Genomic DNA, 13,047 nt, shown 5'->3' with positions numbered 1-13,047 from the left:
GGATTGAGGATGAGGCATGCATCGAGGCGGCCTCAAAACGGAGAGTTCATGATGACCGAAGTGATTGACGGGAAGCGTGTCGCCGAGGATGTGGTTTCGAAGGTCAAGGCGCTGACGTCGGAGCTTTCGGCCAACGGCGCCACCAAGCCCGGTCTGGCGGTGGTCATCGTCGGCGAAGACCCGGCAAGCCAGGTCTATGTCGCCTCGAAGTCTCGCACCGCCAAGGAATGCGGCTTCCATTCACTCCAGCATACGCTCCCGGCCGACACCACCGAGGAACAGTTGCTGAAGATAATCGGCGACTTGAATGCCGATAAGTCGATCCATGGCATCCTGGTGCAACTGCCGCTTCCCGGCCATATCGATGCCGGCAAGGTGATCCAGACGATCGCGCCGGAGAAGGATGTCGACGGCTTCCACTTCATCAATGTCGGCAAGCTCGGCACCGGCGAGCTCGAGACGGCCTTCGTGCCCTGCACGCCGGCGGGCTCCATGCTGTTGATCGAGCGGGTGCGCGGCAAGGACCTGTCCGGCCTCAACGCCGTCGTCGTCGGCCGCTCCAACATCGTCGGCAAGCCGATGGCCAATCTGCTGCTCGCCGCCAACTGCACGGTCACCATCGCCCACAGCCGCACCAAGGACCTGCCGGCGCTTGCCCGCACGGCCGATATCCTGGTCGCCGCCGTCGGCCGTCCGGAAATGGTCAAAGGCGATTGGGTCAAGCCGGGTGCGACCGTGATCGACGTCGGGATCAACCGCATCCCCGCGCCCGAAAAGGGCGAAGGCAAGAGCCGCCTGGTCGGCGACGTCGCCTATGCCGAGGCAGCCAGGAATGCCGGCGCCATCACGCCGGTCCCGGGCGGCGTCGGGCCGATGACCATTGCCATGCTGATGGCGAACACTGTAGCTTCCGCCTACCTCGCGGCTGGGCTGAAGCGGCCGTCCTTCTGATTTGAGAAAGCCCCTGCATTGCCCAACCTGACTGCTCCCGTTGAACGGCCGATCACGAACGATCCCGTTCAGGGCGGCCGTCAGTTCGGCTTCCTGCTGGTCGACAAATTCTCGATGTTCTCGCTGGCGGCGGCCATCGACTGCTTCCGCTCGGCCAACCGCCTGCTCGGCCGCGATTTCTATGGCTGGACGACGATTTCGGCCGATGGCGACGCGGTCATGGCCTCGAACGGCCTGCCGCTGAAGATCGACTATTCGGTCGCCGACATGCCGCCGGTCGACATCCTGTTCGTCTCGGTAGGGCTGACAACCGAATTCCCCGGCAAGAGCAAGGTGCTGGCGGCGCTGCGCGGCTGGGGCCGCCGCGGCAATGCGCTGGGCGCGCTGTCGGTTGGCTCCTATCTGTTGGCCGAGGCCGGGCAGCTCGACGGCTATCGCTGCACCATCCATTGGGAGAACCGCGCCGGCTTCATGGAGCGCTTTCCCGACATCAACTGCACCGGCAACGTCTTCGAGATCGACCGCAAGCGCTACACCTGCGCCGGCGGCACCACCTCGATCGACCTGATGTTGGAGATCGTGCGCGGCGATTTCGGCTCCAACCTCGCCAACGGCGTCGCCAACCAGTTCCAGCACGAGCGCATCCGCTCGGCCGGCGACCGCCAGCGCGTCGGACCGGAGCGCGACCTCACCGGCAAGTCGGAGAAGCTCAGGCGCATCGTCGAATTGATGGCCGACCATCTCGACGAGCCGCTGTCGGCGGTGCAGCTTGCCAAGTCCGCCGGCCTGTCCGTGCGCCAGGTCGAGCGCCTGTTCCTGCGCCACCTCAGCGTGACGCCCGGCCGCTACTATATGCGGCTGAGGCTCGAACGCGCGCGCGAGTTGCTGCGCCAGACCAACATGCCGATCCTCGACGTGGCGATCGCCACCGGCTTCACCTCGCATTCCTATTTCGCGCAGAGCTACCGGCTGCAGTTCGGTCGCCCGCCATCGGAAGAGCGGCGCACCACCTACTGATTGCTGTCGGAAGATGCCGCGGTGGGCCAAATGGCCGACGGCACCTCACATTTTCGCCGGCCCCCACATTTTCGCTGGGTTGAAATCCATCGCAGGCCAAGCAAATCTGGCCGCTGGGGATGTGCCGTCGGTTGGCGTCGAGCCAGCGATGCCCGGATGGCTAGACGAAAGCCTGACCTGGGCGCGTCCGGCAAATGCGGGCAGATACGGGCACTAGGGGCAATTCCAGGAAAAGTGTGAGCGGTTTTCCGTCCGGAATTGCACCGACACAGAGATGGAGCGTTTCGCCGTTTCCGTGAAACGGTGAGGCGCTCCAGGGTCAGTGGAGCAGGCTTTGGCGAGCAGGCGCGACCGTCGGCTGAACGATTGGAAGGAAATCGCTGCCTTCTTCGGCCGCGACGAACGCACCGTGCGGCGTTGGGAACGCCAGCGCGGGCTGCCGGTTCACCGGATTTCCGGCGGGGCGAGGAATCTCGTCTTTGCCTATACAGATGAGCTGGAGCAATGGCTGCGGGGCGATTCGGCCGCGCCGGCCGAAGCGCCTTTGACGGAGACCGCCGCGGCGGAGTCCGATCAAATGCCGCGGGTTCCGTCGGCCGATGCCGATCGAGCCTCGCAGATGCCCGGCTCCCGCCGCTATCGCCAGGCTCTCGTCATTGCCAGCGCCGTTGCGCTCTTCGCCGTGATCGCCGCCGCCGGCATGGTTTCGATGCGCGGCGCTCCCATCATGCCCGACCGGATTGCTTACAGGCCGGATCCCAAGGTCCAGGATCTCTATCTCGACGCCGTCTATTATATCGAGACGAGGCAGGCGAGCGGGCTGAACCGAGCCATGCAGCTGCTTACCGAGGCGACGACGCTCGATCCCGAATATGCCGACGCCTACGCCAAGCTGGCCGACGCCTACAACATGGTCAGCCAGTTCACGCTGATGCCGGCAAGGGACGCCTATCCCAAGGCGCAGGCCGCCGCCAACCGCGCCATCGCGCTCGATCCCGACAATGCCGGCGGCTATGCGGCGCTGGCCTTCGCCGCCTTCTACTGGGACAAGGATTTCCCCCGCTCGCGAGCGCTGTTCGAGCGGGCGATCCGGCTTGATCCGGCCTCCGCCCAGACCCATCACTGGTATGCGCTGACGCTTATGGTCGCCGGGGAGACGGAACGGCCTTTGAGCGAGATCGGCATGGCGCAGGAACTCAACCCGCAGTCGCGCAGCATCCTCGCCAACAAGGCGCTCATCCTGTTCCATGCCGGGCGCGCCGACGAGGCCCTGGCGATCCTGCAGCCGCTTGCCGAGGCGGAGCCGAACCTGCGTTCGCCGCCCGAATATCTCGCCACCATCTATCTCGATCAGCATCGCTGGAGCGATTTCCTGCGCGAGTATCGGCTTGCGGCCGTCATTTCCGGCAACGACGCCCGCCGGGCGGTCGCCGACGCAGCCGAAAAGGGCCTGCACGAGGAAGGCGGCAATGGCCTGTTGAAGGCGATGTTTTCCGAGCAGCTGCGGCAATATCAGCGCGACCGCGAACCTGCCTACAAGGTCGCCACCACCGCCGCGATGCTTGGACGCAATGACGAAGCGATACGCTATCTGGAGGAGTCGGCCAGGCGCAAGGAAGACGACCTGCTCGGCGTGCGCATCGACCCGGCCTTCAAAGGTTTGCGCGCCGATCCACGCTACCGAGCGATCGTCGAGACCGAGGGTTTTGTCCCGGCGCAGGTGACAGGCGCGTGACCCTCAAGCTTTTGCCGCTTGTCTCCGCAGGCCACCTAAAATAGCTTTCCCGCCGCGGACGAGGGAATAATCAGGAGACATCTATGGCGGGACTGATACGGAGCGTCGCTGCGGCGGCCTTGCTTTTGTCGATGACCAGTTTTGGCTTTGCCGCCAACAAGGTCATCATCATTCTGGACGCTTCGGGCTCGATGTGGGCCCAGATCGACGGCAAGCCGAAACTGGAGATCGCGCGTGAATCGCTGCGAACGGTGCTGCAGTCGGTTCCAGCCGACGACGAGATCGGCTTCATGGCCTACGGCCACCGCACCAAGGGCAGCTGCGACGACATCGAGCTGATCGTGCCGCCGCAAGCCGGCTCCGCCAGCGCCATTTCGGCAGCGGCCGACAGCATGAAATTCCTTGGCAAGACGCCGCTCACGGCGGCCGTCAAGCAGGCCGCCGAGGCGCTGAAATATACGGAGGACAAGGCAACGGTGGTGCTGATCACCGATGGGCTGGAGACCTGCGGCGGCGACCCTTGCGCGCTCGGCAAGGAGCTGAAGCAAAGCGGCGTCGACTTCACGGCCGATGTCGTCGGCTTCGGCCTGACCGCCGACGAAGGCAAGCAGATCGCCTGCCTCGCCGAAAACACCGGCGGTAAATACATCCAGGCCTCCGACGAGAAGGCGCTGCAGGAAGCTCTGGTCGAGACCGTCGCGGCTCCCGCTCCAGCCCCGGCACCGGCTCCCGAACCGGCGCCGGCCCCCGCCCCGAAGGCAGCGGAGCTCGACTACAATCTCATCCCGACGGCGCTGCTGAAGGAAGGTGGTCAGGCGCCGAAGTCCGACGTCTATTTTGAGATCTTCAAGGACGATGCCAAGGGAACCGGCGGCGAGCATGTCGACTACGGCTACAACACCGTCAAGTTCCACCTTGCCGCCGGCAACTACATCGTCGTCGCCACCAGCGGTGCCGCCAGGGCCGAGCAGAAGGTTTCGCTGACGGCCGACAAGGCGACCGAGCCGGCGCTCAACCTGAACGCCGCGGAGATCTCCATCCATGCCCGGCCGTCGCCGGGCGCCGACATCGACCGCGGGGCGCAGATCAGCATCGCCTATCCCGGCGGCACGTCGGATGCCAATTACGGCGAGGTCAAGTTCGTCGTCCCGACCGGCGAGACCAAGGTCACCGTGCATCTGGGAGCCGGCGAGGCGAGCGAGACGATGCAGCTCGTCGCCGGCCAGGTCGTCGACAAGGACATCATCGTCGGCGTCGGCAAGGCCAAGGCCAACGCCTTCTACACCCAGGGCGGTGAGAAGGCCGGCACGGACGTGTCCTGGAAAGTGTACAAGGCCGCCAAGAAGCTCGATGGCACCCGCGACCAGGTGACCTATGCCTATGGTCCCGACAGCCAGTTCGATCTGCCGCCCGGCGACTATGTGATGGGCGTCGACGTGCAGGCCGTGTCGACCGAACAGCCTTTCAGCGTGACGGTCGGGCAGATGACCGATGTCAACGTGGCGCTGAACGCCGGTGTCCTGGCGGTCGATGCGCCAGGCGCGGACGGCTTCAAGATCTATGAGGCGAAGAAGAACATCCAGGGCGAGCGCAAGCAGGTGACCTATGCCTATGGCGAGAAGATGCAGACCACCCTTGCCGCGGGCGACTACGTGCTGGTGACCAACTTCACCACCGACAAAGCCGACAAGGAAACGCCCTTCACGATGAAGGCCGGTGAGCGGAACGAGCTCACCGTCCAGTAAGCACTGCAGTCAGCACAAACAGAAAGGGCGGCCTCAAGCCGCCCTTTTCTTTTGGGAGTCTGGAACGTCAGGCGTTGCCGAACGCCGCTGCCCCATGGTCGGCGCGCCCGACCAACTGCCGGAAGCCGGCGAACAGCTCGCGGCCGAAGCCGGACTCGTTGCCGATGAGGTCGGCGTCCGCCGTGCGGCGCAGCGCGAACTCGGTTCCAGGCACCAGCACTTCCAGCGTGCCGGCATCGGCGTCGAGCCTGATGACGTCGCCGTCATGGATCCTGGCGATCGGGCCGTCCTCGACCGCCTCCGGCGTCACATGGATCGCCGCCGGCACCTTGCCGGAGGCGCCCGACATGCGCCCGTCGGTCACCAGCGCCACGCGCTGGCCGCGGTCCTGCAGGATGCCGAGCACCGTGGTCAGCTTGTGCAATTCCGGCATGCCGTTGGCCTTTGGTCCCTGGAACCGGATGACGGCGATGAAATCGCCGGTAAGCGTGCCTGCCTTGAAGGCGTCGTTCAGCGCCTGCTGGCTGTCGAACACCTTTGCCGGCGCCTCGACGACACGGCGTTCCGGTTTGACGGCGGAGGTCTTGATGACGGCGTGGCCGAGATTGCCGCCAAGCACTTTCAGACCGCCGGTCGGTTGGAACGCCTTTCTGACCGGCGCCAGCACCTTCTCGTCGCCGCTGTCGAGAGGTGCCGCCTCGCGCACCACGCTGCCGTCGTCGCCGAGTCTCGCTTCGACCGCGTAGGGCCGCAGGCCTTCTCCCCACACCGTCTGCACGTCCTCGTGCAGCAGGCCTTCGTCGAGCAGCTCGCGGATCAGGAAGCCGAGCCCGCCGGCGGCATGGAAATGGTTCACATCGGCAAGCCCGTTCGGGTAGACGCGCGCGAGCAGCGGCACGGCCTCCGACAGGTCGGAAATATCCTGCCAGGTCAGTGCGATGCCGCCGGCTGCTGCCATGGCGATCAGGTGGATCGTATGGTTGGTCGAGCCGCCCGTGGCGTGCAGGCCGACCACGCCGTTGACGATCGAGCGCTCGTCGATCATGCGCCCGACCGGCGTATAGGCATTGCCGAGCGCGGTGATCGCCAGCGCGCGCTTGGCCGCTTCCCTGGTCAGCGCGTCGCGCAGCGGCGTGCCCGGATTGACGAAGGAGGCGCCGGGCATGTGCAGGCCCATGATCTCCATCAGCATCTGGTTGGAATTGGCGGTGCCGTAGAAGGTGCAGGTGCCAGGCCCGTGATAGGATTTGGACTCCGCTTCCAGCAGTTCGGCGCGGCCGACCTTGCCTTCGGCATAAAGCTGGCGGATCTTGGCCTTCTCGTCATTGGCGAGACCGGTCGTCATCGGCCCTGCCGGTATGAAGACCGCGGGCAGGTGGCCGAAGGTGAGCGCCCCGATCACCAGCCCGGGCACGATCTTGTCGCAGACGCCGAGGAACACGGCCGCGTCGAACATGTTGTGCGACAGGCCGATCGCCGCCGCCATGGCGATCACGTCGCGCGAGAACAGCGACAGCTCCATGCCGGGCTGGCCTTGCGTGACGCCGTCGCACATCGCCGGCACGCCGCCGGCGACCTGAGCGATGCCGCCGGCCTCGCGCGCGGCTTCCTTGATCAGCGCCGGGAACGTCTCGAAGGGCTGATGTGCCGACAGCATGTCATTGTAGGAAGTGATGATGCCGAGGTTCGGCACCCGGTCGCCGCCAAGCGCGATCTTTTCCGACGGGCTGCACACGGCAAAGCCATGAGCGAGATTGCCGCAACCCAGCACCGCGCGGTTGGCGCTGCGGCCCGAGGCCTCCGCGATGCGGCCGAGATAGGCTTCGCGGCCGGCTTTCGAACGTTGGCGGATGCGTTCCGTGATGGCTTCGATATCGCGTCTGGCTGTCATGGTCCGTCCTTTCCGAGCCCGGCAACGTCCTCCCAGCGCCGTCGGGTCGTCATGTTGCAATCAGGGTGCCCAGAACACCTCTATCGGTCTCGGCGCCGCCTCGAGCACTCTGCGGATAGGCTTTTTCGCGCCAGGACCCATCGCGCCGTCGAAAGCGGTGCGCTTGTCCTCGCCTTCGATGTGCAGCGCGACGAAACCGGCGGCGATGATGCGCGCCATCGACAGCGTGAGCCGCGGCTCGCCGCCGCTCGCCGCGTGCACCGACAGCACGATCCGCTGCGAGGCCGGGTCGAGCAATTCCTCGAGGTTGCCGGCATCGGGAAAGAACGAGGCCGTATGGCCGTCGCCACCCATGCCGAGGATCACCACGTCGAGCGGCCAGGGCAGCGACCGCAGCGCATCGCTGTCCGTCGCCGCCGCGTCCTCGATGCTTGCCGCCTCATGGTAGAGCGGCACGAAGCGCGCCGCGGCGGCCTTGTTCTGGAGCAGGTTCGCCGCCACCAGCCCGGCATTCGAGCGCGGCGAGGATGGCGGCACGAAACGCTCGTCGACCAGCGTCACGGTGACCTTGTCCCAGGCGATCGGCGTGGTCGACAGCGTGGCGAACAGCTTTGCCGGCGTCGTGCCGCCTGACACCGCGAGCAATGCGGCGCCGCGTTCCGCGATGGCGCTGCTCAGCCGGTCGGCAATCCGTCCGGCAAGCGTCGTCGCCAGGTCCTGACGGTCGGCAAAGCCGTTCCAGCCGTAGCGGACTTCGCTCAATTGCTCTCGTGCCATGTCCGTCCGTCGCGTTCGATAAGAGCGATCGAGGCCGATGGCCCCCAGGTGCCGGCGGTATAGCCCTGAGCTTCCTGCCGGGCGCTCTCCCAGGCGTTCTGGATCGGGTCGATCCATTTCCAGGCCGCCTCGACCTCGTCGCGGCGCATGAACAGCGTCTGGTTGCCGCGCACCACATCCATGATCAGCCGCTCATAGGCGTCCGGCGCCCGGCCCTGGAACGACTGCGCGAAGCTCATGTCCAGCGAGATCTGACGCAGCCGCATGCCGCCCGGTCCCGGATCCTTGATCATGATGTACTGCTTGACGCCTTCGTCCGGCTGCAACCGGATCACCAGCTGGTTGGCGAAGATCGGTCCGGCGCTTTCGTCGAAGATAGAAAAGGGTATCGGCTTGAACTCAATGACGATCTCCGAAACCCGGCTCGCCAGCCTTTTGCCGGTCCTGAGATAGAACGGAACGCCGGCCCAGCGCCAATTGCCGATCTCGGCCCTGATGGCGACGAAGGTCTCGGTGGCGCTGTCCTTGCCGAGTTCCTCGACATAGCCCTTGACCGGGCCGCCCGCCGAGGCGCCGGCGCGATATTGGCCGCGCACCGTGTGCTTGGGCGCCTCATTGCCGTTGATGCGCTTCAGCGCCCTGAGCACCTTCAGCTTCTCGTCGCGCACGGCGTCTGCGTCCATCGACGACGGCGTTTCCATGGCGACCAGGCAAAGCAGCTGCAGCATGTGGTTCTGCACCATGTCGCGCAGCGCACCGGCCTTGTCGTAGTAGGTGACGCGGTCCTCAAGGCCGACGGTCTCGGCGACCGTGATCTGCACGTGGTCGATATTGGCCGAGTTCCACAGCGGCTCGTAGAGCGCATTGGCAAAGCGCAGCGCCATCAGGTTCTGCACCGTTTCCTTGCCGAGGTAATGATCGATGCGGAAGATCTGGCTTTCGTGGAAATCGTCGCCGACGGCATCATTGAGCGCCCGCGCCGAGGCGAGGTCGCGGCCGATCGGCTTTTCCAGCACGATGCGCGAGTTCTGCGTGATCAGCTTGTGTTCCTTGAGCTGGTGCGAGATGTCGCCGAACAGCGCCGGCGCCACCGCGAGATAGAAAGCGCGGATGCGGTCGCTGTCGCCGATCGCCTTCTTGAGCTTGTCGAAGCCGGCGCCCGTGGTCGCGTCGGCCGAGACGTAGGAGAGGCGCGTCAGGAAGGTCTCAAGCTCCTTGGCGTCGACGTCGGCAGGCTTCACATGCTCGGATATCGCCTTCTTGGCGAAGGCCTGGAACTCGGCGTCGGTCATCTTCGCGCGCGACGTGCCGATGATGCGCGTCGGCTCGGAGAATTGCTGGCCGCGCTGGCGATGATAGAGCGATGGCAGGAGCTTGCGTTCCGACAGGTCGCCGGTGCCGCCGAAGATGATGAAGTCGAAGGGATCGACAGGGATGATCTGGCTGGTCATGGTCAGTCCGATTTGATGCCGGATACCGGCAGCGTGGTTGGTATATTCTAATCGATTTAAATTTTCCAGTGCCATGGTGTCACAGGCAGGACCGACCGCTGGCTATTGCATCGGTCCACCTGTTTCCCGACACTCGCGCCGCCGACAGGCCTGTCGGTAAAGCCATGGCTTGCGCCAATGTTCGCGGTCGCACCATAGAACGCGAATGTGACGAAAGCTAAGGGAGATAGCTGCGGAAATCCAATGAGCGGGAAAACCATGCGTCTGGAAAACAAGGTCGCCATCATCACCGGCGCCGCGTCGGGGTTCGGGGAGGGCATGGCGAGGCGTTTCGCCGAAGAGGGCGCGCGCGTGGTCGTGGCCGACCTCAACGCCAAGGGTGCCGAGCGAGTGGCCGATGAGATCGGCGAGAACGCCATCTGGACCCAGACCGACGTTTCGCTGCGTTCCGAATTCGATGAGATGATCTATGCCGCCAAGAGCGCCTTCGGCCGCATCGACATCATGGTCAACAATGCGGGCTTCACCCACCGCAACGGCGATATGCTCGGCGTCGATGAGGAAACCTTCGACCTGATCACCGCCGTCAACATGAAGGCGATCTATCACGCCGCACTTGCCGTCGTGCCGATCATGGACCGGCAGGGAGGCGGCGTCATCCTGACCACGGCCTCGACGGCCGGGCTTCGGCCGAGGCCGGGCCTGACCTGGTATAACGCCTCCAAGGGCTGGGCGATCACCGCCACCAAGTCGATGGCGGTCGAGCTGGCGCCGAAGAACATCCGCGTCAACTGCCTCTGCCCCGTCGCCGGCGAGACCGGCATGCTGGAGAAGTTCATGGGCGCCGACACGCCTCAGATCCGCGAGAACTTCCGCGCCTCGATCCCGCTCGGCCGGCTTTCGACACCGCTTGATATCGCCAACGCGGCGCTGTGGCTCGCCTCGGATGAAGCCGCCTTCATCACCGGCGTGGCGCTGGAGGTCGATGGCGGCCGCTGTATCTGAGCCGCGTCAGGGAGCGCCCGGCCGCTTTATAAGGCGAACGGAGGGGCGGGCGTCGCCATGCCGAATCCCGGTTTGACTTCATGGTCCGTCGAAACGATAACGGATCGGGGTAGGGAATTGGCGGGTGGTTAAGGTCAGCCTGCGTGAAATTCGCAACGATCTGGGCTGGCGATTGCGTCGCTATCGGGCGGAGCGTGCGCGGGCGCGAAGCAAGGCGACCTTCATCGGGATAACCGGCAGTTCCGGCAAATCGACTACAACCAGCTTGCTTGGGCATATCCTGGCCGGTCACGGCACGGTCCATGCTCAAGTTCTGGCCAACACGCTCAAGGCACTTGTCCGCACGCTCTACAAGCGCATGAAACGCGCGGGCAAGGTCGACTATGTCGTCTTCGAGGCCGGCGCGTTTGAGCCCGGCTCGATCCGACCGATGGCCGAGATGCTGAAGCCGGACGTGGCGGTCGTCACGATGGTCAGGCTCGAACATTTCTCGAAATTTCGAACGCTGGAAGCCGTCGCTCGGGAAAAGAAAGCGCTGGTCGACGCGTTGTCGGCGGGCGGACTTGCGATTTTGAATGCCGATGACCCGCATGTGCTCGACATGGCCGCCGGCGCACGGTGCCGGGTCGTGACCTTCGGCCAGTCGCAGGCCGCGGACTATCGCGTGACAGGCATCCACGCCGCCTATCCGGATCGGCTTGGATTTTCGCTGCGCTGGAATGCCGGTGCCATCAACGTACAGACACCGTTCCCTGGCGAGCACTTCTGGCTGCCGGCGGCTGCCTCGATTGTCGCGGCCCTGGAACTTGGTGTCCCACCGGAGAAAGTCGCGGCAAGGACGGCTTTGTTCGAACCTCTCTCCAACCGATGCAAGGTGCAGGTGACCGATGGTGGTCCGCAGTTCATCGTCGATGCCGCCAAGGCGCCCTGGCATTCGCTGAACATCGCGTTCGAGATGATGGCCAAAGCCAAGGCCGTTCGTAAACGCATCGTCCTCGGCCAGATCTCCGACTACGCCGGTTCGTCAAGAAAATACCGCAAGGCTTACGCCATCGCGCGCGATATCGCTGACGAGGTCATCTACACCGGCGACAACGCCCACCGCTCACGCGCCAGCGATGCCGACCGCGACAGCGGCCGTTTCGTGGAGATCCGCACCCCCAAGGAAGTCTCGGATCATATCAAGCAGACGGCTGTCCCCGGAGAACTGATCCTGCTCAAGAGCTCGTCCAATCTTCATCTGGAGAGGATCGCGCTTGCCTGGACGCACGACGTCAGATGCTGGATTCCGGCATGCGGCAAGCAGGAAGGATGTTACACTTGCGGCCTCTACGAGGTGCCGTTCGAGGAACACAAGTCTTTCCTCGCGGATCGCAGGCTCGAGCGCAGAAGACGTCGCTACGAACGGCTGCTTGGCGGGTTAGGTTTCAGGCGCCGGTCTTGACGTAGCTTTTGTAAACCCAGCCGTGCCTGCCGTTATAGACGATCTCGCACCATTGCTTGCAATTCATCACCTGCACCGAGGCCTTGGCCGGCACCGTGGTGATTGCGGGTGCGCCTTTCTTCGGACCCGAGCGCATGGTCACGGTCCTCAAGATGCGCCCGTTTGCGGCCGCGCTGGCCTTTTGAGGTTTCGGCTTGGGCTGCGCCGAGCCGTCGGTAGCCGCGGGTTGCGCATCTGGAGCCTGCGGCTTGGCTTCGGGGATGGCCGCGGTTTGGGCGCCGTCCATCTTGTCGCCCGGCTTCTTCGCGGTCGTCGACGTCTCGCCGGCGGGAGCGACGACCTGCGACAGCGCAGTCGAAGCGTCGTTCTCGGCGGCGGGCTCGGCGAAGGCCGTATCGGTTGATTGCGCGGCATCGGTCGATTGCGCGGCGCCTGTGTCAGCGGCCTGCTTGGATGGAGCTGGTTGGTCCTCGGTCGGGGCAGGCGGCGTCTGGGCGTCGGAAGCCGTCCAGCGGGGGCTGTTCGCCGCCAGGGCCGGAATGCTGGCTTGGCGGGCCGCCGTCGCCGGCGCAACCGCATCCGCCTTGCGCGCGGCCTGCGGTGCCGCCGAAGCCACGGTAACCGCTGCGGCAGCCGGAGCGATTTTCATGGTCTTCACCGGGATTGTGGGAACGGTTTGCGCGGCGTTTGCCGCCGCCATTTGCCGGTCACTGCCCGGAAAGCACAGCCATAACGCCACCGCGGCCACGCCCAGCAGCGCGGCGGTGCCGACCGCAGCAATGACCAGATGCGCGTTCGACTGCATCCTCTGCCAGAAGGATGGCCGTACGCTATAGCCGAACTGCATTGTAAAGCGCTGCCGTTCCGGCATGCCGAAACTGAAGGGCTCGTTCACTCAACCACCTCCAACAAGCGGGCCGACGTTCTTTCGATCACTGCCGCAATGATTGGCATCGATCAGCGTCGGTCCCGAAATCATTGCTGACAAGGCCCGCGAAATCCCCGGATTTTCGCCCATAATCGCATCTTTT

General features: G+C 64.9%; 10 protein-coding genes. 6 read left to right on the top strand and 4 right to left on the bottom strand.

Annotated features, from left to right (window positions below; translation table 11 throughout):
* Nucleotides 1–51: 51 nt before the first annotated feature.
* The 4 genes from folD to FJ471_RS21820 all read left to right on the top strand — a co-directional run bounded on the left by folD (nt 52) and on the right by FJ471_RS21820 (nt 5,448).
* A complete protein-coding gene (gene folD, locus FJ471_RS21835) occupies nt 52–951 on the top strand; it encodes a bifunctional methylenetetrahydrofolate dehydrogenase/methenyltetrahydrofolate cyclohydrolase FolD (protein ID WP_140806815.1) in 900 nt (299 codons plus the stop codon).
* An 18-nt stretch (nt 952–969) separates the two neighbouring features.
* Nucleotides 970–1,968 carry a GlxA family transcriptional regulator gene (locus tag FJ471_RS21830; RefSeq protein ID WP_140806814.1) on the top strand — a complete coding sequence of 333 codons (999 nt, stop codon included), beginning with the start codon at nt 970–972 and terminating at the stop codon, nt 1,966–1,968.
* Nucleotides 1,969–2,302: 334 nt separating this feature from the next.
* Nucleotides 2,303–3,703 carry a hypothetical protein gene (locus FJ471_RS21825; protein ID WP_140806813.1) on the top strand — a complete coding sequence of 467 codons (1,401 nt, stop codon included), beginning with the start codon at nt 2,303–2,305 and terminating at the stop codon, nt 3,701–3,703.
* A gap of 83 nt (nt 3,704–3,786) precedes the next feature.
* Nucleotides 3,787–5,448 carry a VWA domain-containing protein gene (locus tag FJ471_RS21820; protein WP_140806812.1) on the top strand — a complete coding sequence of 554 codons (1,662 nt, stop codon included), beginning with the start codon at nt 3,787–3,789 and terminating at the stop codon, nt 5,446–5,448.
* 67 nt (nt 5,449–5,515) lie between these two features.
* Here the strand turns inward: FJ471_RS21820 and edd are convergent, their stop codons facing one another.
* From edd to zwf, 3 genes are read right to left on the bottom strand one after another with little or no spacing between them, the layout of a single operon-like run.
* Entirely contained in the window at nt 5,516–7,339 is a 1,824-nt protein-coding gene (edd, locus tag FJ471_RS21815; RefSeq protein WP_140806811.1) for a phosphogluconate dehydratase, read from the bottom strand.
* A gap of 60 nt (nt 7,340–7,399) precedes the next feature.
* Entirely contained in the window at nt 7,400–8,116 is a 717-nt protein-coding gene (gene pgl, locus FJ471_RS21810) for a 6-phosphogluconolactonase (RefSeq protein ID WP_140806810.1), read from the bottom strand.
* Nucleotides 8,098–9,567, bottom strand: coding sequence for a glucose-6-phosphate dehydrogenase (gene zwf, locus FJ471_RS21805; RefSeq protein WP_140806809.1), 1,470 nt, complete (start codon nt 9,565–9,567; stop codon nt 8,098–8,100). Before zwf ends, pgl begins: the two co-directional genes overlap by 19 nt.
* 258 nt (nt 9,568–9,825) lie before the next feature.
* Between zwf and FJ471_RS21800 the strand changes: the two genes are divergently transcribed.
* Both FJ471_RS21800 and FJ471_RS21795 read left to right on the top strand, forming a co-directional pair.
* Nucleotides 9,826–10,572: an SDR family oxidoreductase gene (locus tag FJ471_RS21800; protein WP_140806818.1), complete on the top strand. Its 747-nt coding sequence runs from the start codon at nt 9,826–9,828 to the stop codon at nt 10,570–10,572.
* A gap of 124 nt (nt 10,573–10,696) precedes the next feature.
* On the top strand, nt 10,697–12,016 hold the full coding sequence (locus FJ471_RS21795; protein ID WP_140806808.1) for a Mur ligase family protein: 1,320 nt from the start codon (nt 10,697–10,699) through the stop codon (nt 12,014–12,016).
* On the opposite strand, the gene FJ471_RS21790 is transcribed toward FJ471_RS21795, so the two are convergent.
* The gene (locus FJ471_RS21790; RefSeq protein WP_181179638.1) at nt 12,000–12,911 is read right to left on the bottom strand and encodes an SH3 domain-containing protein; all 912 of its coding nucleotides are present in this window, start codon (nt 12,909–12,911) and stop codon (nt 12,000–12,002) included. The two genes, FJ471_RS21795 and FJ471_RS21790, sit on opposite strands and share 17 nt — an antisense overlap.
* Nucleotides 12,912–13,047 lie beyond the last annotated feature (136 nt).

The organism is Mesorhizobium sp. B2-7-1, from assembly GCF_006440735.1.
Taxonomy (GTDB): Bacteria; Pseudomonadota; Alphaproteobacteria; order Rhizobiales; family Rhizobiaceae; genus Mesorhizobium.
The sequence above is the reverse complement of the archived record's forward strand: the minus strand, read 5'-3'. Positions and strand labels throughout refer to the sequence as shown.

Coding starts and splice junctions, on each gene's coding strand:
- folD (WP_140806815.1), top strand. CDS start 52: ATGACCGAAGTGATTGACGGGAAGCGTGTCGCCGAGGATGTGGTTTCG.
- FJ471_RS21820 (WP_140806812.1), top strand. CDS start 3,787: ATGGCGGGACTGATACGGAGCGTCGCTGCGGCGGCCTTGCTTTTGTCG.
- edd (WP_140806811.1), bottom strand. CDS start 7,339: ATGACAGCCAGACGCGATATCGAAGCCATCACGGAACGCATCCGCCAA.
- pgl (WP_140806810.1), bottom strand. CDS start 8,116: ATGGCACGAGAGCAATTGAGCGAAGTCCGCTACGGCTGGAACGGCTTT.
- zwf (WP_140806809.1), bottom strand. CDS start 9,567: ATGACCAGCCAGATCATCCCTGTCGATCCCTTCGACTTCATCATCTTC.
- FJ471_RS21800 (WP_140806818.1), top strand. CDS start 9,826: ATGCGTCTGGAAAACAAGGTCGCCATCATCACCGGCGCCGCGTCGGGG.